We start from the raw sequence: 25,170 nt of genomic DNA, 5'->3' as shown, positions 1-25,170 counted from the left end.
TGGTCCCGAAAGGGGTCGACCTGATCGCAATCCGAGGTGCCCATGGCTTCATCCCTGTTGCGTCAACTCGCCGGCTACGGCCTCACCACAGCCGAGATTCTCTACCGTCTGCCGGATCATCCCAGCATGCTGCAATCCTTCGTCTGGCAGGAATACGACCGCGCGCCGGACTTTCCGGAACTGAACCGCTTCCTCTCCTTCTGGCGGCGCGAGATCGAGGGGCCGCTGCATTCGGTGAAGGTTGCGCATCGCCATCTGATCGGCGCCGCCGAGGTGCGGATGGCGTCAGCGGAATTCGCCGTGAACTAAGGAGCGTGGACCGCTCGAGCCGGCCCGCCGGATGCGTCCGACGGGCCGGGTCTTTGTTCAGTCGCGCCCATAGGGTGGCGGCGGGATAGCCTGATGGGCAGCGCGGAGCGCGGCCGACCAGCGCTCGCGCAGATCCATGAAATACTCGTCGTTCCGGTCGATCCGGTGCGATACCTCGACGGCGAGCGCATCGCGGCGGATCGTGGCGACGTCGACGGGCATGCCGACGCCGAGATTGGAGCGGATGGTCGAATCCATCGACACGAGGCCGAGCTTCAGCGCTTCCTGAAGGCCCGTTTCGCTGGTGACCGCCCGGTCGAGGATCGGCTTGCCATATTTGTGCTCGCCGATCTGCAGATAGGGCGTGTCCGCGGTCGCCTCGATGAAATTGCCGGCCGAATAGACCATGAACAGCCGCAGCCTGCCGCCCTTCACCTGGCCGCCCAGCAGCATGGTGACGTCGAAGCTCGCCGATTGCTGTTCCATCGACTTGCCATGCACGCGATAGACCTCGCGGATCGCACGGCCGACGAACTGCGCCACCTTGAACATGGTAGGGATCGTGAAGATCGTCTCGAGCTCGCCCGTCTCGGGATCGCGCACGCCTTCCGTCATCAGGTTGAGCACGGACTGGCTGACGGCCAGATTGCCGGCGGTGGCGATTGTGATGACGCGCTCGCCCTCGGTCTGGAAGAGATGCAGCTTGCGGAACGTCGCGATATTGTCGAGGCCGGCATTGGTGCGCGTGTCCGCGATCATCACGAGACCCTCGCGCACGAGTATTCCAACGCAATAGGTCATGCCGGGCACCTTCCTGCGAACCGAACGCGGATCATCAAAGCTCCGCGTACGAGTCGCAAGGCCGAAGGAGGGCTTGTGCCCCTATCTCTTTGCCGCACGGGCCTCGCTCACGCGGATCGAGACCTTGGGAGGGGCGTGTTCATCGCCATAGGACGCGCCGCGAACCGGCGCCGCCGCGATCCGGTCGAGACCGATGGCGAGGCGGACATAGTTCTCCGTCGGGCAGAGATTCATGGACGCATCGAAGCCGATCCAGCCCACGCCATCGACGAAGGCCTCGGCCCAGCCATGTTCGGCGAGCGCCGGCTCGGCCTCCTCCGGCCAGTGGAGATAGCCGCTCGCATAGCGGGCCGGCACCTGGAGATGCCGCGCCATGGCGATGAAGACATGGGCGATGGCGCGTGGGTCGCCGGTGCGGCCGGCAAAGGTCGCGACGGCGCTGTCATCGTCGCCATGGCCGATCTCGATCGTCTCGTGCACCGCCTGCATCAGCGCATGCATGCGCGACAGCGGATCGGTCGACGCCTGCGCGCCGACGCTCGAAGCGAAGTCGCGCAGCGCCGCGTCGGCTTCGGTCAGCCGGGTGTCGCGCAGGAAGACCGACTTCGGGAACCGCTCGGCCTGGCCGCGCACCATGCCGGCCATGTCGTTGGTCTCGACCTCGCCGAGGGCCGTGATCACCAGATGGTCGAGCTTGCCCTCGGTGGTGAACGACTGGACGATGTTGCCGAACGGGTCGGTCGTCGTCGAGAGATGGCAGTCCTGATCGACCTCGATGCGCCAGTTGATCACGAACTGGCCGTCATGCCCGCGCGGCGTCAGGCGCAGCGTCTGGATCGTGCCGTTGGCCGGCGGGGCGTAGTGATAGGCCGTCTCGTGGACGATCCGCAGGCGCATGGCGAGGTGTCCGTCAGACGAGATACTGGTCGGTGATGGCCTGCCCGAGCCGGCCATTGTCGGCGATGAACTCGGTCAGGAATTCGTGCAGGCCGCCCTGGAAGACCTGGTCGATGGTCGAATTCTGCAGGCGATTGCGGATCGAGCGCGCGACGCGCTGCGCCGGACCTTGCCGGCCATAGGCGAGCGCGAGCTCGTCCAGGAAGGCGCAGATCGCGTCGTAGCAGGCGGCGAGCGAGCGCGGCAGCTGGGGATTGAGAACCAGCAGATCGGCCACTAGCCACGGCTTCAGGCTCTCGCGATAGACCCAGTGATAAGCGGTATTGGCGGAAACCGAACGCAGGATCGACGACCACTGGAAGAAATCGAGGCCGCCACCCACGCTTTCCCGCTCCGGCAGGAGGATGTGGTATTTCACGTCCAGGATCCGCGCCGTGTTGTCGGCTCGCTCGATGAAGGCGCCGAGACCGGAGAAGAAGAACACGTCGTTGCGCAGCATGGTCCGGTTAGCGGACCCGTCGAAGCGCAGCGATGCTTCCTTCACATAGTTCAGAAACTCGTTGAGCTGCAGGCGGTTGTGCGAGATGCCGTCGAAGCGCTTGAGGCCCAGCCAGGCTCCGTTGATCGCCTCCCACATTTCCGAGGTGAGCGCCGTGCGCACGGTCCGCGCATTGAGGCGCGCCCGCTCGATGCAGGAGCGGATCGAGGACGGGTTCTTGGGCGAGAAGGCAAGGAATTCGACGACGCTTTCGGCAGTCGCGGGCTTGTCGAGCGCCGTGAACAGGCCAAGCGAGCCGGTCGCCGCGACGGCCGACTCCCACTCGTTCGACTCACCGGCATAGGAAATCGGCATCGCGGCGAGACGGTTCGCGGCGTCGACGATGCGGGCGGTGTTTTCCGCGCGCTCGACATAGCGCGCGAGCCAGAACAGATTGTCGGCGGTACGACTCAGCACGGTGCATGACTCCGGAAATTGCGCATCGGGCTCAGGATCTCGGGATTCGAGCGGCCAAACTCACGCATCGAGCACCCATGTATCCTTCGTGCCGCCGCCCTGGCTGGAATTCACGACGAGCGAGCCTTCCTTGAGCGCGACGCGGGTCAAGCCGCCGGGGACGATGCGCACCTTGTCGCCGCCCGTCAGGACGAAGGGGCGGAGGTCGACGTGGCGCGGCGCGACGCCGGACTCGACGAAGGTCGGCGAGGTGGAGAGGGCCAATGTCGGCTGCGCGATGAAATCGTCCGGATCGGCCTTCAGCTTGGCGGCGAATTCGGCAATCGTCTTCGAATCCGCCGAGGGGCCGATCAGCATGCCGTAGCCGCCCGAGCCGGCGACCTCCTTCACGACCATCTCGGAGAGATGCTCCAGCACATATTTCAGGGCATCGGGCTCGCGGCAGCGCCAGGTCGGGACGTTCTTCAGGATCGGCTCCTCGCCGAGATAGAACTTCACGATCTCCGGCATGTAGGAATAGACGGCCTTGTCGTCGGCGACGCCGGTTCCAACCGCATTCGAGAGCGTGATGTTGCCGGCGCGGTAGGCACTCATCAGGCCGGGCACGCCGAGTGCCGAATCGGGCCGGAAGGTGAGGGGGTCGAGGAAGTCGTCGTCGAGGCGGCGATAGATCACGTCGACCCGCTTCGGCCCCTCGGTCGTCCGCATATAGACGACATTGTCCCGCACCAGCAGGTCGCGGCCTTCGACTAGTTCGACGCCGAGCTTGTCGGCCAGGAAGGAGTGCTCGTAGAAGGCGCTGTTATAGGGGCCGGGCGTCAGCAGCGCGACGGTCGGGTCGGCAGGCGCCGAGCGCGGCGCCACGGATTTGAGCGTCGCGAGCAGGGCGTCGGGATAGTTCTCGACCGGTGCGATGCGGTGCTCGGCGAAGAGATCCGGAAAGAGCCGCATCATGACTTCGCGGTTCTCGAGCATATAGGACACGCCCGACGGCGTGCGCGCATTGTCCTCGAGCACATAGAAGGTATCGGCGTCGACCCGGACGATATCGATGCCGGCGATCATCACATAGATGTCGTGGGCGAGCTTGAGGCCCGCCATTTCCGGCCGATAATACGGGTTGCGATAGATGAGATCCTCCGGCACCAGGCCGGCACGCAGGATCTCGCCCTTGGAATAGATGTCGGCCAGGAAGGCGTTGAGCGCCTTGGTGCGCTGTTCAAGCCCCTTTGCGAGAACGCCCCACTCCGTCTTGGTGAGCACGCGCGGAATGAGGTCGAACGGGATCAGCCGCTCCTCGCCCGCCTCGTCGCCATAGACGTTGAAGGTGATGCCGATCCGGCGGAACAGCAGCTCGGCTTCGGCGCGCCGTGTCGCCAGGAGATCGGGCGGCGTCGATTCGAGCCAGCGTTTCAGCACCTCGTAACCCGGCCGGCAGCCTTGGCTGCTTGCGCCCATCTCGTCGAAGGCAACGACCATCGGTGCGCGATCTCCCTTTCATCTCCTGCCATTCCCGGCAAGCCGCATGCCAACGTCCGGAAGGCTGCAACGTTGCAGCCTTCCAATGGCTGCTTCCCGGCTATTGCATATGAGCCGTGCAGACTTGGCTAGAGGCAATCGCATCATTCGCAATGAACGGGATGCCGCGGCGCGAAAGGCGGCAGTTGCTTAAGGAGCGGGCAGACTATGTGATCGCTGGGATCATGTGCGATACGCGGCCCGTCCGATCACGGGCGGCAGTTTAGGGCGCTTTCAACAGAGAGGTTAGGGCGCTTCAACAGAGAGGGGCTTCGACATGCGCCTGGGGGCGTTGCGAGCCGAGGAGGATCGACGCTACGCTTTTACAATCGGCCTTTGTGCGAGGATTCGGTTGGCGTGGCTTGTAGAGATCGGTGTCGTATGGCTCAGCCTTTGGTTTGCTCGCGTGTCTCAAATCGTCGGTCAACCAACAACGCTCTGGAGTGTAGAAAATCTTGTATCTCGCAGGCATCTTCCCCGCCCTTTTCGGACCTCAAATAATTGCCGCGACAGAACAACGTTTTCGACGCATTCGGCAAAATGCAGACAGCTTATTGAAGGCGGATGGACCAGTATTTGCTATAGCATATCTTCTGAATTTCGTTGCATATGCGTATCTATTCACGGATTTCCCCTTTACGAACCATACAACGCAGAACGCCTTCGTGCAGGCCTATCCGTCATATCGCACGATCTGGGAGGGACGGTGGCTGCATGATATAATAATTCAGCTGTCTGGCGGCTTCGGAACGCAATCGCTCCAGATGTTCGTCGGTGTCGCTCTTCAAATCACAAGTGGAATCGTCTTTGCGCGCATCATTGGTGCGAGAAGCCGCGGCGAGTTTTTGATGGTTGCGTTGCTCGTCAGCTTGCATCCACTTGTTGCGGATTATTACTCTTTCAACAGTGATGCGATTTCGTTCACTCTTGGGGATCTTCTTATAGCTATTGGGGGCTACGTGCTTCTCCGTCCAGGAAGATATAGTATTTTTGTTGCTTTTATTTTATTCTTTCTTTCGTTATCAATATACCAGCCAAAGATATCGATATTGACCGTGATATTATTGATTGCACTTCGCCAAGCGCTGCTCGAGGTGACCTCACCTGCGCCCGGTCTCGTCAGCCGTTTGCGGTGCGTCGGGCTCATCGCCGTTCGTTTTCTCCTGCCAGCCTTTCTCGCTTGCGTTGCCTACTGGCTGTCTCTGAAGGCTGTTGTCAGTCGTCCAAACGGCCCGATGACGCTACTTGATGTCGACAAATCGCCGCTTGCCCGGATCGGGGCCGCCTACGCCCGAGCGTTGGCGAGCGCCTATGATCTGACGCAGATGCTGTTGTTTCCGCTATCTTGCATTGTCCTTCTTGCGATAGCTGGTGGTGTGGGTGCTTGCATTGTGATTTGCTTGTGCAGGCCTTCGATTGAACGTGTGCTAGGGCTTTTTATACTGGCGTCTTTGCCAGTCTGCATCTATCTAGCCTATGTATTGAATGATACGGCTTGGAGTGTCGCCGGCCGACTGGTTGTCGCGGAGGCGTATACCCTGGCATTTCTCCTGTCGCTTTCCTGGCGCTATCAGGTGCTTCGACAGCTGTCCATTGTCGCGGCTGTCGGTCTGATCTACGTTTTCGTCATCGTTGGCGCTCAAGAGTCGCAGGCAGCGAATCTGCGCTCAACGCTTGAGTTGCAGCGGGCAGGTCGGATTCTTGCTCGGATCGAGGCCGAAGTTCCTGATCTTTATTCACGCAAGCACGACCTTTTGATCTTGGGGCACTTGCCAACTGAGGCTTATCGGCAGTTCGTCAAGTTTCCGTGGCGCGCAAATCGGCCCAATATCTCATTCTCTCTTTTCGCAACCTATCATCAGGTCGACTATCTGAATTTGCTGGCAGGAGCAGACGTATTCGAGCGCGTTCAGGCCAAGAACCTAAACGTGTTGTTGAGTGCAGCCACCGCTCACGCGATATGGCCGGCCCCCGGCTCAGTGTTTGTCGCGAATGATACGATCGTCGTCAATTTGGAGTCTTATCGGGACGGTATTGAGAAAACCGACCTACGTTAGTCGATGCTGACGAAGCCAGCAGTGCGGGGTATCCGGCCAGATAGTCGACATCAGGCGAGGCCTAGCCACGAGAGTAGCGGTCCCGGCAGAACGCCGGACTCGCCAGAGGGGCGCCAGTGCGTCATCCGCCATGATCCAGCAAACAGCACCAGGATGAGGGCCTTGCCGACAAGCACCGAGAGGCCGCGAGGACAAGTCGGCGATGGACACGCTCGGAACGGTTCACCGCTCAAGGCAGTCCAGGTGGCGAGGAAGGTAACCGACGTAGAAAGGCTGATGAATCGTCCCCAGTCTGTGGCGAGCGCCAGTGGAGCGAGCGAGCCGAGCAGGCCTGCAATCAGGCATAGCGTGCCCAATATCGTTCTCGGCTCGCGAGGCGGTCGAGACCACACCAGAACCAATGTTGGAATGATCGCCAGCAGGGCGCCCAAGATGTAGCTGTCTCTGGGGAGTGGGGCCGCCGCGGTGCCGGCCATATGCTGCAGTGCCTGGGAGAGGTTCATTCCGAGGCAGCAAAGGGCGCCGGCATTCTGGTAGGCGTCGGGATAGAGGGTTTGCCACGACGTGGCGATCATCGATTCATTTGTGGATTTCAGAGCGTAATTGACAGCGAATCCAAGCAGGGTGACGGCCCCGACGATCAACGCCGCGGTGACGCGAAATTGAATGCTCTCATTCCTGCGTGTGGAGAGAAATCCCCAAAATATCAAGGGGATGTAGAACGTGACCGTCTCGCTGAAGGCGGTGGCGCCGATGGCCGTTGCCAAGATGGCGGTAAGAGACTGCCAGCTATTGCGAACTTTCGTCGTGAGAACGGCGGCAACCACGGCGACCGCCCAGACGAAGAGGTCCTTTCGCCCAAACGCCGCCTGGTCATAGATTGGGAATAGCAATCCTGCTGGAGAAACGAGAAAGAGAAGTCCAGCAAATGATTGGAAGATGCGCAGGACCCATACAATACTCAATATGCAGGTGACCCATAGGCTAACTATTACTGCAAGAATGAATAGGCGAGCAGGGAGTAAAAAATCGATATGATAGGCGATTTCACCTAGGGCGGCTCGCTTTATGACGCCTCCCTGGTAGTTCAGAAGCAGTTCCGTCCAGGTATAGCTGGTTGGGAAGCCGTAGTTTAGATTCTGTGTCGCAAGGGCGTATTCGAATACGAGGACGCCTGTGAGCGCCGTTGCGGCAAGGTAGCAAACGACCGTGGGGTGGTTCCCGACAGCATCTTGCCGCTTCATCTACTCTCTCCAGGGAATACGTATCCAATTTGCTCGTAGCACCCGAGGGCACCTCCGTCGACAGGTGTTCCATTGGCTCGGTTGGTTCGGTTGAATTCGTGGAGAGGGGGCTGTCGATCGCTGCCGTCAATGGCATGATGATCGGCGGTAAGAATTGGCTCGACACTGCATCGGCAGTCCTGGAGGTGCATCGGGACATGCGTTTCAGTCGACTCCGGGGGGCTGGCTGGGATGTTACGCATTGCGAGATCGTGATCGGGGTTGTGCCTCGCGTTTTGGTCAAGAGCAAAAAGACAGGGACGATAGATGACACTTTCCGGACAGAGTTCAGTCGGCGAGAGCGGCGTGATTTCCGTCGATTACCGCGACCCCAATGCGCCGGCGCTGTTTGCGCGCTCGCTGCGGCAGTCGGGGTTCGGCGTGCTGCGCAATCACCCGATTCCGCAGGATCTCGTTGAGCAGATCTATTCGGAATGGCTCGCCTTCTTCGACGGCGACGACAAGATGAAATATCTCGTCGGCGAGAAGCATGACGGATATTTCCCGCCGCACCGCGCCGAGACTGCCAAGACCGGCAAGAAGCGCGATCTCAAGGAATACTATCACATCTATTCCTGGGGCCGGTATCCGGACGAGGTCTCGGATGCCGCACGGCGTTATTATGATCTGGCCGTCAAACTTGCCGCTGAACTGCTCGGGTGGGTCGAGGACAATACGCCTCCCGAAGTGAAAGCCAAATTCTCGATTCCACTTCCGGATATGATCGAAGGCAGCTCCGGCTCGCTCTTCCGCATCCTTCGCTATCCGCCGCTGACCGGCGAGGAGGATCCCGATGCAGTCCGCGCCCATGCGCATGAGGATATCAACCTGCTCACCGTCTTGCCGTCGGCGAACGAGCGCGGCCTGCAACTTCTCAATGGCGCGGGCGAATGGGTCGACGTGCCGTTCGATTTCGGAACGCTCGTGATCAATACCGGCGACATGCTGCAGGAGGCGTCAGGCGGCTATTACCGCTCGACCACGCATCGGGTGATCAACCCGACGGGCGACGCCGCCAAGCGCTCGCGCGTCTCGATCCCGCTATTCCTGCAGCCGCGGCCCGACGTGGTGCTGTCGGAGCGCCATACCGCCGGCAGCTATCTGGCGGAGCGGCTTGCCGAGCTCGCGCGCAACGACAAGGGCATGTAGAGCGGCTCAGCTGCTCCCGGACTCCGTCCGCGGCTCGGTGCCGCGGGTGTCCGCCGTGGCGCGGAAAGAGAAGAGCTTGTGCCCAAGGAAGCTCGGCAGCGTACAGGCTGCCAGGCCGAGGAAATGAGCGGTGAGCGCCGGAGCGTAGGCGAAGCGGATTGCCGGCAGGCCGACGCGGTAGAGCCATGAACTGACGCCGGTCGCGAGCAGCAGCGATACCACGTTGACCAGCGTGAATCGGCCGAGTTCGTCCCAGACCGGGCGATCGGAGGAGGGGAAGACTGCCAGCCGGTTGACGCCGAACGAGAACAGCATGCCGACGATATGAGCGACGACCACCGAAGCTTCGAAGGCGATGACGAGGTTGGCGGCATATCGTACGGCCAACGACAATACGGCCGAGACGATCCCCACGACAACAAAGGCGGCGAACTGGCGCCTGGATGTCCCGCGTGGCATGCACCCTCCCGGCGTTCGGCCGCGCTTCCCCGCCGGCTCTCCACACGTCCGGACAGCAGGAAGCCCAGGCACGCAGACACGGCGATCCTAACTCTTGCCTTGGGCGCGGTCCATCGTAGTGATGGTGTCGCCAGAATGCTTGGGCCTGTTCACGACGGGGCCCGGGGGCTCGTGAGCGCCCGGGGGCATCTCATTCCAGCCTCGCCGCGATTTCGTCGCCTGGGACGTGCGACGAAAGGGGCGACGGCGCGCGTCTCTTGCTGCTGATCTCCGGCCGACCCCTCAGATCAGCTTCAGTCCCTTGAAGCTCGCATGGCCGTTGCGGCCGACGATGATGTGGTCGTGGACGGTGATGCCGAGTGGGGTGGCGACGTCGATGATCGTCTTGGTCATCTGGATATCCGCGCGGGAGGGCGTCGGGTCTCCGGAGGGGTGGTTGTGCACGAGGACGATCGCCGTCGCAGAGAGTTCCAGCGCCCGCTTGACCACCTCGCGCGGGTAGACGGGCGTGTGGTCGACGGTGCCGACCTGCTGGACCTCGTCGTCGATCAGCGCGTTGCGCTTGTCGAGGAAGAGGATGCGGAACTGCTCCTTTTCCTCATAGGCCATGGTCGCGCGGCAATAGTCGATCACGGCGCTCCAGGAGGAGAGGAGCGGGCGCTCCCGCACCGCGCCGCGGGCGTAGCGCATGGCGGCGGCGTGGACGACTTTCAAATGTGCCGCGACCGAGGCGCCGATGCCGGACACCTCCATCAACCGCGCTTCCGGCGCGGCCAGCACGTCGGAGAAGGTTCCGAAGCGGGCGAGCAGCGCCTTGGCGAGCGGCTTCGTGTCGCGGCGTGGCACGGCCTGGAAGAGGAGCAGTTCGAGCAGCTCGTAGTCGGCCAGGGCGTCGGCGCCCTGGTCGCGGAAGCGGGCCTTCAGCCGCTCCCGGTGGCCGACGAAATGGGGCAGATCCCCGGGATTGTCGTCGAATCCGCTCATGCCCCGGCCGGGTAGGGCGGGCAGGTATAGCCGCGCGGCGACAGCGTGAAGATCTCGCAGCCCGTCTCGGTGACGCCCACCGTGTGCTCGAACTGCGCCGAGAGCGAGCGGTCGCGCGTGACCGCCGTCCAGCCATCGGCCAGCACCTTCACATGCGGCTTGCCGAGATTGATCATCGGCTCGATCGTGAAGATCATGCCGGGCTTGAGCTCGACGCCCTCGCCGGGATTGCCGTAGTGGAGGATGTTCGGCGTGTCGTGGAACAAGCGTCCGACGCCGTGGCCGCAGAAGTCGCGCACGACCGAGCAGCGTTCCGCCTCGGCGAAGGACTGGATCGCGTGGCCGATATCGCCGGTCGTGGCGCCCGGCTTCACCACGGCGATGCCGCGCATCAGCGATTCGTAGGTGACCTCGACCAGACGCTCCGCGGCGCGCTTGACCTCGCCGACATAGTACATGCGGCTCGAATCGCCGTACCAGCCGTCCAGGATGTAGGTGACGTCCACATTGAGAATGTCGCCCTCGCGCAGCGGCTTGTCGTTCGGGATGCCGTGGCAGACGACGTGGTTGATCGAGGTGCAGGTCGACTTCGTATAGCCGCGATAGCCGAGTGTCGCCGGCAGCGCGCCATGGGCCTCGCCGAATTCGAACACGAAGCGGTCGATCTCGTCGGTCGGTATGCCGGGATGGATCAGGTCGGCGAGTTCGTCGAGGCAGGCGGCGGCCAGGCGGCCGGCACGGTGCATGGCGTCGAAGCCCGCGCGATCATAGAGGCGGATCTGCCCGGTGTTCTTGAGGGGCGCGGTCGCGTCGTCGACATAGGTAACCATGGACTACTCCAGCGCCGGCGCGCTGCGCTCAAAGCGACGGATCGCCGGTATCGTTCGGGTTTCTTCCGATCTGGCGTATCGGAGGCGAGCTTACAAGCGAATTCGCGACGTTTCGACGATTTCGCGCCTGCGGCGGTGCTGCTGCGAAACGGCGATTGAGTGTCGCCGCGCAGCCGGCTAAACCGCTGCGATCCGTTGGAGCGCATCACGATGAGCCAAGCTGCCGAAGGTCCGAAGATCGTCACCGCCGCCATTCTCGTGATCGGCGACGAGATTCTCTCGGGCCGTACCAAGGACAAGAATATCGGCTACATTGCCGAATATTGCACGGCCATCGGGATCGATGTGCGCGAGGTGCGCGTCGTTCCCGACCTCGAGGACGAGATCGTCACCGCCGTCCGCGCGCTGTCGGCGCGCTACGACCATGTCTTCTCGACCGGCGGCATCGGCCCGACGCATGACGACATCACCGCCGATTCGATGGCAAAGGCCTTCGGCGTGTCGATCGACCACGATCCCCGCGCCGTCGCGATCCTCACCGAACATTATGGCGCGGCCAGCCTGAACGAGGCGCGCCTGCGCATGGCCCGCATTCCGGCCGGCGCGGCGCTGATCGACAATCCCGTTTCCAAGGCGCCGGGCTTCACGATCGGCAACGTCCATGTGATGGCCGGCGTGCCCGTCATCATGCAGGCGATGCTCGACGCCGTGACGGCGACGATCCCGACCGGGACCAAGATGCTCTCCGCCACCGTTCCCGCCTCGATGGGCGAGGGGCGGATCGCGGCCGGGCTCGGGGCGATCCAGCAGGATTTTCCCGATGTCTCGATCGGCAGCTATCCGAAGATGCTCGATGGCGGCTTCGCGACAGATATCGTGCTGCGTTCGCGCGATGCGGATCGTCTCGCCGTCGCCGTGCGCGCCGTCGAGGAGTTGATCGCCAGCCTGCTCGTCACGCCCCGCTAACGTTTCAGCTCCGTCAGGGCGTGTTCAAAGGGCGCGGATGAGGCCTGGATCGGGCCGTCGAAGGGGCGGCCCATATCGAGGATCATGAAGATCGCGCCTGAGAGCAGGGCCGAGGAGACGACGAAACCGGTCACGACGATCGCGTTCTTCGGGGCGCGGTAGGCATAGCAGGCCATCGTCATGGTGAGCCAGACGATGAGGGCGACCAGCAGGGGGAACGGAACGGACCCCTCGGTGCGGTCGATGATGCCCCAGCGGGCGCGGAGCAGCGTGTTCACGTCCGCCTTGGCGGTGTCGCGCTGCGCAATCATGTCGGGGTCGGTCAGCTGCAGCGCCGCCAGCTTGGTGCGGACGTCATGCAGCGTCTCCTCGGCCGTCTTGTTCTCGGCGGGAAGCGCGGGGCGCTCGACATCGCGCATCGCGACGACGTTCGTGACATAGGCGAGGAGGTCGGCGCGAGCCGGCTCCGCGGCGGGGCCGAGATCGCGTATGGCGCGATCGAGCAGGATCAGTTCGGTCGCATAGGCGTGCACCGCCTTGTCGACCTCGCCGAAATTGCTGCTCGCCTGGCTGACCATGAGGCCGAGAACCAGCGAGCTCAGCAGGCCGAAGATGTTGGCGACGATGCGAACGATGTCGAGCGTCTTGTCGTCCAGATGGTGCTCCGGCAGGCGATGATAGGTGAACAGCGTGCCGAGCGATGCGGCGCAGAGGCACAGGAAGGTCACCAGCGCGACCGATGCCTCGTAGGACAGCCCGAGCCAGCCCTGCACGCGTTTCTCCCCATCGTCTCGTCATTTCCCGGCGAGCCTAGTACCAATGCGCGGTTCGCAACAGCCGCCCGCGCCTTCGCACTTTCCTGTGGAGCGCTTCCTCTGGCAGATTGCGCGGCAAGGCGGGTCGCTTCATGGCTCGTGCCCATTGAGGATTTCGGAGGCAGGCATGGCGGATACGAGGGCCGAGAAGGCGTTTCCCGTTTCCTGGGACCAGTTCCATCGTGACGCGCGTGCGCTCACCTGGCGCCTGTCCGGCGACAAGAAATGGGAAGCGATCGTTTGCGTGACGCGCGGCGGCCTCGTTCCTGCAGCGATCGTCGCGCGCGAACTCGGCATCCGCGTCGTCGAAACGGTGTGCGTCGCGTCGTATCATGACTACCAGGAGCAGGGTTCGCTCAAGGTTCTGAAGGGCGTCAGCCAGGCCGTGATCGACCTGGCAGGCGGCGAGGGGGCAGGCATTCTCGTGATCGACGACCTCGTCGACACGGGCAAGACGGCCCGTCTCGTCCGCGATATGCTGCCCAAGGCCCATTACGCGACGCTGTATGCGAAGCCGCTGGGCCGTCCGCTGGTCGACACCTTCATCACCGAAGTTTCGCAGGACACGTGGATCTTCTTCCCCTGGGATATGGGGCTTTCCTTCCAACCGCCGCTGGTCGGCTGAGGACATTGACATGAGTGAGCCGGGCGACGACGACCTCGAGGGCTTCGAGGAAGAATATGACGAGCACCGCGAGGCGCTGTTCGATCTCATCACGGATTATGCCGAGGAGAATGAGGTCGACGACGCGTTCCTGACCGGGCTGCTGCTCGATCTCGCCGTGACCTTGCGGATGATGCTCTATGCCAACAGCATGGAGAAGCCGTCCTCGAGCGGGCTCAAGCTGGAACTCGACCGCTTCCTCAAGGATGCGGGCGATCACGTCCGCGAGGTCAAGAAGGGCGCCGACGAGTTCATCGCCGATATCAAGGCGGCCCGCGAGGCCGACAGCGAGGCGCAGTAGACCGCGCTTCTTCGCGTATCGATTCCGCAAAGGGCGCCAGCGCCTTGATGCGGAATCGAACTTTATCCGCTAGCCGCGCGTCACCAGCGCGATGCCGATTGCGATCGGCACGATGCCGAGCATATCGACGGCGCTGACCGGCTCGCGGAAGACCAGCCAGCCGAAGAGCAGGCCGAGCGGCGGCATCAGGAAATGCAGCGCGCTCGCCTCGGTCGCCGTCCGCGTCTGCAGCAGGCGGAACCACAGCCAGAAGGCACCGATCGACACGGCAACGACGAGATAGGCGAACGCGCCGGCAAGCGCCGGCGTCGGATTGATATCGCCGACGCTTTCGGTCGCGAGCGCGACCGGCAGCAGCACGACGCCGCCGGCGAGCGACTGCAAGGCCGTGCCGGTGAAGAGATCGCCGCCGGGCTTCCACTTCTTGAACAGCACCGTGCCGAGAACGAGCGCGACGAGGCCGCAGGCGACGAGCGCCGATCCATGCAGATCCTCCGCGCCGGCTAGGCGCGAGCGCAGCACAATCGCGACGCCGACGAGGCCGAGCACGAGGCCCGCGAGCTTTCTTGCCGTCAGCCGTTCGCCGAGCAGCGGCGCGGCCAGCATCGCGACGAGCAGCGGATTGGTGCTGATCAGGACGGCGCCGAACGCCGACGAGACCGTGCGCATGCCGGAGAAGGAAAAGCCGAGATAGATGGCGTTGTTGAGAACGCCGAGCAGGGCCAGCTTCATGAGGCTGGTCCTGTCGGGCATCCGCAGCCGTCCGATCGCGGCCGCGATCACCAGCATCAGCCCGCCCGCGGCAAGGAAGCGACCGGTCAGCAGCAGCAGCGGCGGGCAATGGGGCAGGGCGATCTTGGCAGCCGCGAAGGCCGAACTCCAGATCAGGCAGAACAGGATTACGGGCACGAGCCCCACGATCCCCTGCGGATGCGCTGGGCTGCTGGTCGAGGTTTCGGCGGTGGTCATCGGCTTGGTCCGGCATGCGTGGCTGGCGTTGCCGGAGAACGCCCCGACCTGCCGACGCGCTTGTATCGCGCCCATTCCTTATTTGGAAATTCAATCGATGGATGCTATCCATTCGATAAATCGATGGATGCGTCATGTTTGATCTCGACCTTCTGAGGAGCTTCGTCTCCGTCGTCGATGCGGGCGGCTTCACGCGCGCCGGGGAGCGCGTCCATCGCACGCAGTCGACGGTCAGCCAGCAGATTCGCAAGCTCGAGGAGCAGGCGGGCGCCACGCTGATCAATCGCGAGGGCCGCGGCGTTTCGCTGACGAGCGAGGGCGAGAAGCTGCTGCTCTATGCGCGGCGGATCCTGGCGCTCTCCGCCGAGGCGGCGAGCGTGGTCGGCGGGGCCGCGGGCCGCGAATGCGTGCGTCTCGGACTGACGGAGGATTTCGCGCTGGTGGAGCTGACTGCGCTGGTCGCGACCTTTGCGGCGCGCCGGCCGGATTGCCGCCTGGAGGTTCGCTGCGATCTGTCGGTCGAGCTCGAAGCCGCGCTGCGGCGGGGCGATCTCGACCTCGTGCTGGTCAAGCGCGACGCCGGCGAAGCCGGCGCGGAGGCGTCATGGCCGGAGCGACTGGTCTGGGCGACCAGCCGGCCGGAGCTCGCTTCGATGGAACCAATCCCGCTGATCGCCTTTCCGCAGGGCTGCCGCTATCGCAACCGCGCGATCCACGCGCTTGAATCCACGGGCCGGCGCTGGCGCATCGCCTATGAGAGCGCGAGCCTCGTCGGCATCGACGCCGCGATCACCGGCGGCATCGGCATCGCGCTGATCGAGGCGCGCTCGCTGAAGCGCGGCTATCGCGTGCTCGGCCCTGCGGATGGCTTTCCGGACGTTCCGCTGACCGAACTCGCCCTGCTCGTGGCCCCGAAGGCGGATCCGGCGGCGCGGGAACTGGCCGGTCTCGTCGCCGCGTTCTGCGACAAGGGATTGGCCGACCGCGCCGCCTGATGCCGCGTCAGGCCGGCACGGCCGCGTCGGCGAAGGCCGCCTCGGGCCCTTCGATCCGAAGGCCGAAGGCCGCGCCGTCAGTGCCGACCGAAGACCACAGCGCGCGGCCGTTCGAGCGCTCGACCTGCCAGCTTGCGATCTGCTGGCCGCGGAGGTGCAGGTGCACCATGTCCTGCAGAATGTTGATGTAGTTGTGGCCGAAATGGAGCCGCGTGATCGGCCCGGTCCAGGACTGGAACGCCCCGGGGCGCGTGAGGCTGAGCGTGATCGTCTCGCCGCTCGCCGCGGCAGCCTTGAACGGCAGCGCGCCGGGATCGGACGGATCGACGGGGACCGAGGAGCGCTCGATCGGCGACTGATAGGGCAGTGGGCTGCGCGGTATGCCGGCGAGCGCGGCGTCGAAGTGCTCGATGCCGTCCATGGCCGTGACCTTGATGATCGAATGGCCATCGGCACCGAGGAAATCGACATAGGCGAGGACCGTGTCGTGCGGCGTTTCGCTCCGGTCGGCGACGATGGCGACGATCGCGGCGGGATCGAGCCGCGTCATGTGCGACGGGCCGTGCGCAACCAGCTGTCCGCCTTCCGCATGGATGCCGTCGAACACGCCGATGCGTTCCAGGAGCGCACCCGCCCAGCGGACACCGACGAGCGTGCGTCCCATGGCGGCGGCACGGGAGAGAATCGCGAGCGGCTCGAGCGGCAGCGATTGGCGATAGGAGACAGGTTCCGTCACGGCGGCATCCTTTCGGCAGATATCATCGATGTGGAGCAAGCCGCCGTGGTGTCACGGATCACCCGGCACGGATGTAGCAGCGCGGATGCGGGGGAGGGAAGGCGAAATCCGACGCGGCGTTCGATCGCCTGAAGCGTTCGAAGAACTTTGCACAACGCCGGAGAGCGGGGCGAATACCCTTCCACCGGCGGGCCGGAAATGCCAGAAAACTCCCGTCGCGGGCGTGGCGAAACTGGTAGACGCAAGGGACTTAAAATCCCTCGACCTTGGTCATGCGGGTTCGATCCCCGCCGCCCGCACCACTGTTTCGCGTCGAATTGCCGGCCGATCATCTCCCCAAGAGCGCTGTGGGATCGAGCCAGGGGCATCGACGGGCCGTAGCACGCATTGGCGTTAGATGATGATGGCCATATATAGGGCCTGTCTCCAGGAGGGTTCGTCATGGCGCGCGCATCGCGCAAGGAAGCTGAGCAGCATCGGAAGGACATCGTCGAGGCGGCGTCGCGCCTGTTCCGGCAGAAGGGGCTGGGCGGGGTCAGTGTGCCCGAGCTGATGGCCGCTGCCGGGATGACGCATGGCGGATTCTACGGTCATTTCGCTTCGAAGGATGCGCTCGCCGCCGAGGCGTTCGGCGCTGCGTTCCGCCAGATGGCGGCGTGGACGGCGCAGGTGACCGGCGAGGGAGGAGCGGCGGGGCGCGCGGCGTTCGTCGAGCGCTATCTTTCGCCAGAGCATCGCGATCACCCGGAGGCGGGCTGCGCGGCGGCCGGCCTGCTCGATTTCCCGCGCGATACAGACAACGAGGCCGTGCGCGCCGCCTATGTCGCCGGTGTCGAGGCGATGCTGGGGGATGTCGCCCGCATGAACGGCGACGATGCAGACGCCCGGCGGACGGCACTCGCCCGGCTGGCGACCCTTGTGGGCAGCCTGATGCTGGCGCGCGCCACCAAGGGGACGCCGCTTTCCGACGCCTTCCTCGATGCGGGGAAGGCGAGCCTGCTGGCGGACGCGCCGAAAGGGCCGCATTCGGTCTGAGGTTCGTTCCCGCGCCCAAGCGCTGGATCCAGCGCCGGCTGCCTTTCGCGGTCGGCGCATTCGTTTTCGCGCGATCTGCTCCGAACGGCCAAAACGCCGCGTCGGCCGACCTTGTACTTTTAAATTATGATCATAATCTAAAAGGCGTAATCGATGGCCGGGCATGTGCCACGGCTTTGCAACGGAGCAGACCATGAGTGGAAACAAGCAGAAGGGCGTCGCCCTCGTCACAGGCGCCTCGATGGGGATCGGCGCGGTTTACGCCGATCGGCTGGCGCGGCGCGGCCATGATCTCGTGCTCGTCGCCCGCGACGGCGCACGGCTCGGCGTACTTGCTGAGCGCCTCGCGGCCGAGACGGGCCGCCATGTCGAGGTGCTCGTGGCGGATCTGGCGAAGCCTGACGATCTGCTCGCCGTCGAGGCACGCATCAGGAGCGAGCCGCAGCTCGATCTGCTCGTCAACAATGCCGGTATCCTGGTTGCCGGCACGATGGCGGCCGCGGATATCGATGCCACGCAGCGGATGATCGATCTCAATGTCAGCGCGCTGACGCGGCTGACGCTCGCGGCGCTGCCCGGCTTCGTCGCGCGCAGCGAGGGAGCGGTCATCCAGATTGCCTCGGTGGTTCCGCTGTTGCCGGAGCGCTTCGCCAACATCTATGCCTCGACCAAGGCCTATGTGCTGCATTTCTCGCAGGCGCTGAACGTCGAACTCGCCGATACGGGCGTCCGCGTGCAGGCGGTGCTGCCGGGGGCAACGGCGACGGCAATCTGGGAGAAGGCAGGGCAACCGGTCGAGACGCTGCCGCAGGAGATGGTCATGAGCGCGGACGACATGGTCGATGCGGCGCTTGCCGGCTTCGACCAGGGCGAGACCGTCACGATCCCGTCGCTGCCGGATGCAGCCGATTGGGACGCGTTCAACGCGGCACGGCTGAAGCTCGCGCCGAACCTGTCGCTGAAGCGGCCGGCCGAGCGCTATCGGGCATCCCGGAACGCCGCTGCCTGAGCCGAAGCGTTCCGGATTTTCAGGCTCCGCCGCGGCCGGCCAGCACCGCCGCCCAGGTTGGGAAGGGCAGGGCGGAGGCTGTCATGCCGGCCGCGACGAAACGGGGGGCCGTCAGATGTCGACCGACGGCTCCTGGCTTGCGTCGATCTCCGCAGCGGCCTTTCTGAGGATATCGGCGACGCGGCGCTGTTCCTCGGGGCTGCCGCCCATGCGGTTCGCGATCGCACGCTTCAGCGTCCGGCGCGCATCGTTCAACTCCGGCACGACGCCGGGGATGTCACGGTCCGGCGCGTCGGGGCGTGGGCCGTCGCCGTCCCGGCCGAACCAGGCGCGGGCCTGTGCGATCTTGCGGCCGACATGGGCGAGATTGTCGATGAGGGCCGTGACGTGGTCGCGGTTGGCCGTGAGATGGGCGCGGCCGGCATCGGTGATCGCATAGACCTTCTTGTTGCCCTCGCTGGTCGCCTCGGCGTGACCGGCCTCCTCGAGATAGGTCAGCGTCGGATAGACGACGCCGGGGCTCGGGCTGTAGCTGCCGCTCGTCAGCTCTTCGATCGCCTTGATCACGTCATAGCCGTGACGGGGCTGCTGCTCGATGAGCGACAGAACGATGAGCCGCAGGTCGCCATCGGCGACCATGCGTCCGATGCGCAAGCCGTCGCCGCCGCGACCGCCGAAGGGGCCGCGTCCGAAGGGCGGAAAGTCCGGTCCGCCGCCGCCGCGCCGACCCATGAACTCGAAGAAGCGCGCGCGGCCCTCGGAGTGGCACTCGGCCCGGTGCTCACGCGAATGGGGATGGTGGTGATGTCGCATTTGAAGTCTCTCTTGTGGCTTTCGATATATCGTAAGTAACTCTCAGCGCTGGCGTCGTCAAGATATATCTTACGCTATATCTGCACAGCCGTTCCGTTCGCGCTGTGACCCGGGTCATTGTAGGATGGGCGCCTCTGGGAGATATGGCGGCGCAGAGCCGGGGTGGGGGAGGAATGGGAATGGACATGCCGATGGCGATCGAGAGCCCGGCGACCGGGCTGATCGCGCTCGATCGGCGCCGCTGGCGTCGCACGTTGTTCGAGATGCTGCTCGATTCCCGCGCGACCTTCGGCGGCAAGCGGCCCGTCATCGAGGATGTCCAGCGCAAGCCGTTGACCTATGACCGCGTCGTCATCGGCGCCATGGTGCTCGGCCGCGTCTTCGCGGCGATGACGCAGCCCGGCGAGCGGGTCGGCCTGATGCTGCCGAACGTCGCGACGGTGGCGCCGGCCTTTTTCGGCTTGAGCGCCTTCGGGCGCGTGCCCGCCATGCTCAATTTCACGGCCGGGGTGAAGAACCTGCTCGTCGCCTGCCGGGCGGCGGAGATCCGTCACGTCGTGACGTCGCGCCGCTTCATCGCCGAGGCCAAGCTCGACGAGCTCGTCGCCGCGCTGGGCGCACATGTCACGTTCATCTGGTTGGAGGACGTCGCCAAGGGGATCGGCACGTTCGGCAAAGTCAGGGGTGTCGTCTCGTCATGGTTCGCCCGCGCGATCCATCGCCGTCACAGCGCCGGGCCGGATGGCATCGGCGTCATGCTGTTCACCTCCGGTTCGGAGGGCCTGCCCAAGGGCGTTGCGCTGACGCACGCCAATGTGCTCGCCAATGTCGAGCAGTTCCTGAAGACGCTGGAACTGCGCTCCGACGATTCGCTCTTCAACCCGCTCCCGGTGTTTCATTCCTTCGGCATGACGGTTGGCCTGGTCGCGCCGTTCTCGATCGGCATGCGCGTGTTCTTTTATCCGACGCCGCTGCACTACAAACAGATCCCCGCGGTCATCGCCGATAGCGGCTCGACCATCCTGATCGGCACGGACACCTTCGCGGCCGGCTGGGGCCGGCAGGCCGAGCCGCAGCATTTCGAGAAGCTGCGCGTCGTCGTGCTCGGCGCCGAGCGGATCAAGGAGCCGACGCGCAAGCTCTGGCGCGAGCGCTTCGGCATCGATCTCTATGAGGGCTATGGCGCGACCGAGGCGGCGCCGGCCATTGCCGCCAACACGCCGCTCTACCACCGCGACGGAACGGTCGGGCGCCTTCTGCCGGGCATGTCCTACCGGATCGAACCCGTTCCGGGGCTCGATGAGGGTGGGCGGCTCTGGATCACCGGCCCGAACGTCATGCTCGGCTATATGCGCGAGAGCGCGGCGGGCCAATTGGAGACGACGGCCGACGGATGGCACGACACCGGCGACATCGTTTCCGTCGACGATGACGGCTACATCACGATCCTCGGCCGCGCCAAGCGCTTCGCGAAGATCGGCGGCGAGATGGTCTCGCTGGCGGCTGCCGAGGCCTATGTCTCGCAGGTCTGGCCGGACGAGGGGCACGCCATCGTCGCCGTGCCCGATGAGCGCAAGGGCGAACAGCTCGTGCTGGTGACCGAGCGACGGGAGGCCAACCGCGAGGATCTCGTCGCTTCGGCACGGGCGCATGGCATCGCCGAGATCATGCTGCCGAAGCGCATCGTCTCCGTCGAAGCCCTGCCCATGCTCGGGACCGGAAAGACGGATTATACGGCGATCGCGGAGATCGCCCGGCATTGACGGCGGCCGTGCGGCTGAAGGGGGCTACGTGACGGAGAGCCCCCGCATCTCCAGCGCTATGGCCAGCGGCGCCGGTGCTCCCAGGAAATAGCCCTGGCCCTTGTCGACCCCGAGCGAGCGGAGCGCCTTGAATTCGCCGGAGGTCTCGATCCCTTCCGCGATGATCGTTGCCTCTGTTTCGCGCGCGAAGGCGACGAGTGCGGTCGCCAGGGCGCGGCGTGCCGGGTCGCGGTCGATCGACCGCGTCAGGCTGCCGTCGAGCTTGATGCGGTCAGGCTTCAGGCTGATGATGTGCTGGAGGCTGGCATAGCCGGCGCCGGCATCGTCGATCGCGAGGCCGATCCCCGCTTCGCGCAGCGGCTCGAGCGCCGCCGTGAGCCGGTCGTAGTCGTCCACCGGCGCATGTTCCGTAACCTCGATGACGACGGATCCCGGCGGAACGCTCGAAAGCAACTGATGCAGACGCCCGCTGAGCACCGTCGTCGGCGATGCGTTCAATGAGAGAAACTGCGATGTGGGAATAGAGGGCAGATCCTTCAGGGCCTCGCGAATAACGGCCAGCTCGAGTTCGATCGTCAGCCCGATCTCCGCGGCCTCGGCGAACCATTTGTTGGGCGCCCGATAGGGCCCGGGCCGAAACCGGCACAGCGCCTCGAAGCCCAATGGCCGGCCAGTCGAGAGCTCCCAGATCGGCTGATATTCGAAGGCGAAGGCGGTTCCGTCGATGATGGCCCCGATATCGGCGCGAATCCGGCGGGCGCGCTTGTCGGTCTCGATCCTGTTGATGATCTGGCGTCCCGCCAGATCGGCGAAGACCCGCATGATGGCCAGGTCACGCGGTGTCAGGGATGGGTCGGGGGTGCGCCTGAGGCATCCAAACATGCCGATGACCCGGCCATCGGCCTGGCGGATCGGAACCCCGAGATGCGCCCCGATCGGCAGCCTGTGCGTGATCGGCAGCCGCATCGCCGCCTCATACTCGGCGGTATCCCGCATCAGTTCGGGCAATCGCCCATCGAGCACATGGTGGCAGAAGGCGTCGGCGATGGGGACCGAGTCGCCCGTCTTCAGCAGGTGCTCGAGCCCGGGCCCGTCGACCTCGCGGAAGCGGGCATGATCATCGACGAATTCGGAGACATAGGCGAGTTCCATGCCGAGATGGAGGCGGACTGCCGTCAACGTACGACCGACGTGATCGTCAATGGCCAGATCGGCAGCTTTGGTCAGCGTCGAAAGCACGGCCGCAATGCCCCACTCCGTTCAGGCAGGACCATCGCCCAATCCCCACGGAGCATCAGTTGTTTCAGATGCCAATAAAGACCGGCGAGGTATTCAAGTAAATCAACTTGCTATCGAAATCTGCAAGATGAGTGACAAGTTTGCGGCATTTCATTCTTTTCGGTTCCAAAATTAGATGACCGCGGCTTATGCGTTCTGCTTCCAGCTATAGAGCCAGTCATAGCGCGCCAGCAGGCGCTCGCCGCCGAGGGCCTTCATGGTCGCATCGCGGAACGCGGCGGTGAGGGGGCCCATATGGTAGATCGTGCCGTTCTGCCGCGCCGCGTGCCAGACGCGCGTGACGCGCGGCTTGCGCAGGCGCTCATACAGGGCGAGGGCGCCTTCCATGTCGCCGGGCTGGCGGGTGAGGCAGCGCGCGAGGATCGCCGCATCCTCGATCGCCATCGCCGCGCCCTGGGCAAGGAAGGGCAGCATGGCGTGCGCCGCGTCGCCGACGAGCACGGCGTGATCGCTGTGCCACGGTCCGGACGGCTCGACGGCGCGAAGACACCAGCGCGTCCAGCTGACGCCGGCGGCGATGATGTCCGCGAGGAGGGTGGGCGCCTTGCGGAAGTGCGCCTGGATCGCTTCCGGATCACCGGGCTCTGCCCAGCCTTCCCCCTCCCAATCCTCCTCCACGATCGCGACGATGTTGATCTCGCGGCCGGATCGGATGGGATAGACGACGACATGGCTGCGATCGTTCAGGAAAACGCTAACGCGATCGCGGGCGAGGTCGGCCGGAGCGTCGTCTGCCGGGATCGTCGTACGCCAGGCCGTGCGGCGGGCTGGCGCCGGGCTCCAGCTCGGATCGATGAGCGGCCGCACCACGGATCTGATGCCGTCGGCACCGATCAGGAGGCGGGCTCTGTGGCTCCGGCCCGCGATGGAGAAGTCGATGCCCTCGGGCGTCGATTTGAGGTCCACGAGCGGGGCGGCGAGGGTCAGTTCGATCGCGGGATCGTTGTGGACCGCCGCGAGCAGGACCGCCTGCAGATCGGCGCGGTGGACGACCCTGTAGATGCCGCCGCTTCGCTGCGCGGAGCCGGCGAGCGGCAGCGAGACGACCGGGCGCGGATGGGCCGCGGAATAGATATCGATGGCAACCGGCCTCACCGCGACGGCGTCGAGCGCCGCCCCGAGCCCGAGATGCTCCAGGATGCGTCCCGCGTTCGGCGACAGTTGCAGGCCGGCACCGACCTCATAGTGGACGGCGGTCCGCTCGAAGATGGAAACGCGGCGCCCCGAACGCGCAAGCAGGAGCGCAGCGGCAAGCCCCGCGATCCCGGCTCCGGCGATCACGGTCTCGAACTCGGCCATGGCCAGCTCCGATGCGGCCTAGGCCGCGATTGGCTCCACGAAGAGATGGCCCGGGGGAATGGTCTCGGTGCCGTGCAGGGCGGGGTTGTATCGGTACAGCGTCGAGCAATAGGGGCAGACGCGCTCGTCGTCCTCGCCGAGGTCGATGAAGATGTGCGGGTGATCGAAGGGCGGCTTGGCGCCCACGCACATGAACTCCTTCACGCCGATCTCGATCCGCGCCACGCCGGAATCATTGTGGAAGTGCGGGATCACATGGTCGGCCATCGTCGTCTCGTCTTTCAGATGATGAGTGGCGGGACCATAGCCCCGTCGGCGGGTGATGAACAGAGCGTGATGGTTCGATCGGCGGCGACACCTTGGCGCGGCCGAAGCCTTGCGCCATAAGGGCGTCCCCACCAGAGGCGCAAACCATGCCCCGCTTCACATCCAACGGCTACGAAATCGCCTACATGGACGAGGGCGCGGGTCCGCCGATCCTGCTCATCCACGGTTTCGGCTCCAGCTACCGCGTCAACTGGGTCAATCCCGGCTGGGTGGATACGCTCGTCCAGGCGGGACGCCGCGTGATCGCCTTCGACAATCGCGGCCATGGCGCGTCCGACAAGCCGCACGATGTCGGCGCCTATCGCCCCGCCGCGCTCGCCGAGGACGCCCGCAACCTGCTCGACCATCTCGGGATCGGCCGGGCCGACGTCATGGGCTATTCCATGGGCGCGCGGATCACGGCGTTTCTCGCGCTGGCCCATCCCGGCATGGTGAAGGCCGCGGTGTTCGGCGGGCTCGGCTACGGCATTGTGACCGGGATCGGCGACTGGGCTCCCGTGGTCGCCGCTTTGGAGGTCGAGGACGCGTCGTCAATCACGGACCCGATCGGGCTGATGTTCCGCAAATTCGCCGATCAGACCGGCAGCGACCGCGTCGCGCTCGCCGCCTGCATGAAGGCGACGCGCCAGCCGATCTCGGCCGATGAACTCGCCTTGCTGCACATGCCCGTCCTCGTCGCCGTCGGCGAAAAGGACGAGCTGGCCGGCTCTCCCGAGGCGCTTGCCGAGATCATTCCCGCGGCGGAGGTGCTGAACATCCCCAAGCGCGACCACATGCTCGCCGTCGGCGACAAGGTGTACAAGGCGGGCGTGCTCGACTTCCTGAAGCGCCGCGGGCTCGGTTAGACGTGCAGGACCCGGAGAGGAAGGGCGAGTTGCCGCAAGGGTCTGCGCCGTTTCGCTGACACTTCGATTCCGCGGGATCGCATTGCCCCGCG

General features: G+C 64.7%; 26 protein-coding genes and 1 tRNA gene. 12 read left to right on the top strand and 15 right to left on the bottom strand.

Annotated elements, in window-relative coordinates; genetic code table 11:
* Window positions 1-42: 42 nt before the first annotated feature.
* Window positions 43-309: an usg protein gene (locus GGR25_RS18840; RefSeq protein ID WP_183400420.1), complete on the top strand. Its 267-nt coding sequence runs from the start codon at window positions 43-45 to the stop codon at window positions 307-309.
* A 57-nt stretch (window positions 310-366) separates the two neighbouring features.
* Here the strand turns inward: GGR25_RS18840 and GGR25_RS18835 are convergent, their stop codons facing one another.
* The 4 genes from GGR25_RS18835 to GGR25_RS18820 form a co-directional block, all read right to left on the bottom strand.
* Complete coding sequence (locus tag GGR25_RS18835; RefSeq protein ID WP_183400419.1) at window positions 367-1,110, bottom strand: proteasome-type protease; 744 nt, start codon at window positions 1,108-1,110, stop codon at window positions 367-369.
* 81 nt (window positions 1,111-1,191) lie between these two features.
* Window positions 1,192-2,007 (bottom strand): transglutaminase family protein, encoded by an 816-nt coding sequence (locus GGR25_RS18830; protein WP_183400418.1) that lies wholly within the window; start codon window positions 2,005-2,007, stop codon window positions 1,192-1,194.
* A 13-nt stretch (window positions 2,008-2,020) separates the two neighbouring features.
* Window positions 2,021-2,962, bottom strand: coding sequence for an alpha-E domain-containing protein (locus GGR25_RS18825; protein WP_183400417.1), 942 nt, complete (start codon window positions 2,960-2,962; stop codon window positions 2,021-2,023).
* A gap of 60 nt (window positions 2,963-3,022) precedes the next feature.
* Window positions 3,023-4,441, bottom strand: coding sequence for a circularly permuted type 2 ATP-grasp protein (locus GGR25_RS18820; protein ID WP_183400416.1), 1,419 nt, complete (start codon window positions 4,439-4,441; stop codon window positions 3,023-3,025).
* A gap of 494 nt (window positions 4,442-4,935) precedes the next feature.
* Here GGR25_RS18820 and GGR25_RS18815 point away from each other — a divergent pair, with 494 nt between their 5' ends.
* A complete protein-coding gene (locus GGR25_RS18815) occupies window positions 4,936-6,537 on the top strand; it encodes a glucosyltransferase domain-containing protein (protein WP_183400415.1) in 1,602 nt (533 codons plus the stop codon).
* A 50-nt stretch (window positions 6,538-6,587) separates the two neighbouring features.
* On the opposite strand, the gene GGR25_RS18810 is transcribed toward GGR25_RS18815, so the two are convergent.
* Window positions 6,588-7,781: a hypothetical protein gene (locus tag GGR25_RS18810; RefSeq protein ID WP_183400414.1), complete on the bottom strand. Its 1,194-nt coding sequence runs from the start codon at window positions 7,779-7,781 to the stop codon at window positions 6,588-6,590.
* Window positions 7,782-8,087: 306 nt separating this feature from the next.
* Here GGR25_RS18810 and GGR25_RS18805 point away from each other — a divergent pair, with 306 nt between their 5' ends.
* Window positions 8,088-8,969 carry an isopenicillin N synthase family dioxygenase gene (locus GGR25_RS18805; protein ID WP_183400413.1) on the top strand — a complete coding sequence of 294 codons (882 nt, stop codon included), beginning with the start codon at window positions 8,088-8,090 and terminating at the stop codon, window positions 8,967-8,969.
* 6 nt (window positions 8,970-8,975) lie between these two features.
* Here GGR25_RS18805 and GGR25_RS18800 read toward each other — a convergent pair whose 3' ends face one another.
* The 3 genes from GGR25_RS18800 to map all read right to left on the bottom strand — a co-directional run bounded on the left by GGR25_RS18800 (window position 8,976) and on the right by map (window position 11,242).
* Window positions 8,976-9,428, bottom strand: a complete 453-nt coding sequence (locus GGR25_RS18800) for a GtrA family protein (RefSeq protein WP_183400412.1) — start codon at window positions 9,426-9,428, stop codon at window positions 8,976-8,978.
* 282 nt (window positions 9,429-9,710) lie between these two features.
* Window positions 9,711-10,412 (bottom strand): RadC family protein, encoded by a 702-nt coding sequence (gene radC, locus GGR25_RS18795; protein WP_183400411.1) that lies wholly within the window; start codon window positions 10,410-10,412, stop codon window positions 9,711-9,713.
* A complete protein-coding gene (map, locus tag GGR25_RS18790; RefSeq protein ID WP_183400410.1) occupies window positions 10,409-11,242 on the bottom strand; it encodes a type I methionyl aminopeptidase in 834 nt (277 codons plus the stop codon). The genes radC and map overlap by 4 nt, the downstream gene beginning before the upstream one ends.
* Window positions 11,243-11,452: 210 nt before the next feature.
* Between map and GGR25_RS18785 the strand changes: the two genes are divergently transcribed.
* On the top strand, window positions 11,453-12,208 hold the full coding sequence (locus GGR25_RS18785) for a competence/damage-inducible protein A (RefSeq protein ID WP_183400409.1): 756 nt from the start codon (window positions 11,453-11,455) through the stop codon (window positions 12,206-12,208).
* Here the strand turns inward: GGR25_RS18785 and GGR25_RS18780 are convergent.
* Window positions 12,205-12,981, bottom strand: coding sequence for a bestrophin-like domain (locus GGR25_RS18780; protein WP_183400408.1), 777 nt, complete (start codon window positions 12,979-12,981; stop codon window positions 12,205-12,207). The two genes, GGR25_RS18785 and GGR25_RS18780, sit on opposite strands and share 4 nt — an antisense overlap.
* Window positions 12,982-13,150: 169 nt before the next feature.
* On the opposite strand from GGR25_RS18780, the gene gpt reads away from it, so the two are divergent.
* Together gpt and GGR25_RS18770 are read left to right on the top strand one after the other, a co-directional pair.
* Window positions 13,151-13,648: a xanthine phosphoribosyltransferase gene (gene gpt, locus GGR25_RS18775; protein WP_183400407.1), complete on the top strand. Its 498-nt coding sequence runs from the start codon at window positions 13,151-13,153 to the stop codon at window positions 13,646-13,648.
* A gap of 10 nt (window positions 13,649-13,658) precedes the next feature.
* Window positions 13,659-13,988, top strand: coding sequence for a hypothetical protein (locus GGR25_RS18770; RefSeq protein WP_183400406.1), 330 nt, complete (start codon window positions 13,659-13,661; stop codon window positions 13,986-13,988).
* 69 nt (window positions 13,989-14,057) lie between these two features.
* On the opposite strand, the gene GGR25_RS18765 is transcribed toward GGR25_RS18770, so the two are convergent.
* The gene (locus GGR25_RS18765) at window positions 14,058-14,957 is read right to left on the bottom strand and encodes a DMT family transporter (RefSeq protein ID WP_183400405.1); all 900 of its coding nucleotides are present in this window, start codon (window positions 14,955-14,957) and stop codon (window positions 14,058-14,060) included.
* A 134-nt stretch (window positions 14,958-15,091) separates the two neighbouring features.
* On the opposite strand from GGR25_RS18765, the gene GGR25_RS18760 reads away from it, so the two are divergent.
* Window positions 15,092-15,952, top strand: a complete 861-nt coding sequence (locus GGR25_RS18760) for a LysR substrate-binding domain-containing protein (RefSeq protein ID WP_183400404.1) — start codon at window positions 15,092-15,094, stop codon at window positions 15,950-15,952.
* Between the two features lie 7 nt (window positions 15,953-15,959).
* On the opposite strand, the gene GGR25_RS25060 is transcribed toward GGR25_RS18760, so the two are convergent.
* Entirely contained in the window at window positions 15,960-16,688 is a 729-nt protein-coding gene (locus tag GGR25_RS25060; protein ID WP_183400403.1) for a ChuX/HutX family heme-like substrate-binding protein, read from the bottom strand.
* 217 nt (window positions 16,689-16,905) lie between these two features.
* Between GGR25_RS25060 and GGR25_RS18750 the strand changes: the two genes are divergently transcribed.
* The 3 genes from GGR25_RS18750 (at window position 16,906) to GGR25_RS18740 (ending at window position 18,732) form a co-directional block, all read left to right on the top strand.
* Window positions 16,906-16,990, top strand: a tRNA-Leu gene (locus GGR25_RS18750).
* Between the two features lie 139 nt (window positions 16,991-17,129).
* Window positions 17,130-17,723, top strand: a complete 594-nt coding sequence (locus GGR25_RS18745; RefSeq protein WP_183400402.1) for a TetR/AcrR family transcriptional regulator — start codon at window positions 17,130-17,132, stop codon at window positions 17,721-17,723.
* 193 nt (window positions 17,724-17,916) lie between these two features.
* On the top strand, window positions 17,917-18,732 hold the full coding sequence (locus tag GGR25_RS18740) for an SDR family NAD(P)-dependent oxidoreductase (RefSeq protein ID WP_183400401.1): 816 nt from the start codon (window positions 17,917-17,919) through the stop codon (window positions 18,730-18,732).
* Window positions 18,733-18,843: 111 nt separating this feature from the next.
* On the opposite strand, the gene GGR25_RS18735 is transcribed toward GGR25_RS18740, so the two are convergent.
* Window positions 18,844-19,545 (bottom strand): PadR family transcriptional regulator, encoded by a 702-nt coding sequence (locus tag GGR25_RS18735; protein ID WP_183400400.1) that lies wholly within the window; start codon window positions 19,543-19,545, stop codon window positions 18,844-18,846.
* Window positions 19,546-19,724: 179 nt separating this feature from the next.
* Between GGR25_RS18735 and GGR25_RS18730 the strand changes: the two genes are divergently transcribed.
* The gene (locus GGR25_RS18730) at window positions 19,725-21,308 is read left to right on the top strand and encodes an AMP-binding protein (RefSeq protein WP_246410038.1); all 1,584 of its coding nucleotides are present in this window, start codon (window positions 19,725-19,727) and stop codon (window positions 21,306-21,308) included.
* A gap of 24 nt (window positions 21,309-21,332) precedes the next feature.
* On the opposite strand, the gene GGR25_RS18725 is transcribed toward GGR25_RS18730, so the two are convergent.
* The 3 genes from GGR25_RS18725 to GGR25_RS18715 form a co-directional block, all read right to left on the bottom strand.
* Window positions 21,333-22,547, bottom strand: coding sequence for an EAL domain-containing protein (locus GGR25_RS18725; protein WP_183400398.1), 1,215 nt, complete (start codon window positions 22,545-22,547; stop codon window positions 21,333-21,335).
* Between the two features lie 186 nt (window positions 22,548-22,733).
* The gene (locus tag GGR25_RS18720) at window positions 22,734-23,906 is read right to left on the bottom strand and encodes an FAD-dependent monooxygenase (RefSeq protein ID WP_183400397.1); all 1,173 of its coding nucleotides are present in this window, start codon (window positions 23,904-23,906) and stop codon (window positions 22,734-22,736) included.
* Between the two features lie 18 nt (window positions 23,907-23,924).
* A complete protein-coding gene (locus GGR25_RS18715) occupies window positions 23,925-24,173 on the bottom strand; it encodes a zinc-finger domain-containing protein (protein WP_183400396.1) in 249 nt (82 codons plus the stop codon).
* A 146-nt stretch (window positions 24,174-24,319) separates the two neighbouring features.
* Between GGR25_RS18715 and GGR25_RS18710 the strand changes: the two genes are divergently transcribed.
* The gene (locus GGR25_RS18710; protein WP_183400395.1) at window positions 24,320-25,078 is read left to right on the top strand and encodes an alpha/beta fold hydrolase; all 759 of its coding nucleotides are present in this window, start codon (window positions 24,320-24,322) and stop codon (window positions 25,076-25,078) included.
* Window positions 25,079-25,170: the final 92 nt, after the last annotated feature.

The sequence above is a fragment of the Kaistia hirudinis genome (assembly GCF_014196455.1).
GTDB lineage: Bacteria > Pseudomonadota > Alphaproteobacteria > Rhizobiales > Kaistiaceae > Kaistia > Kaistia hirudinis.
Note: the sequence above shows the minus strand (reverse complement) of the source record. Positions and strands in the feature narration are given on the sequence as shown.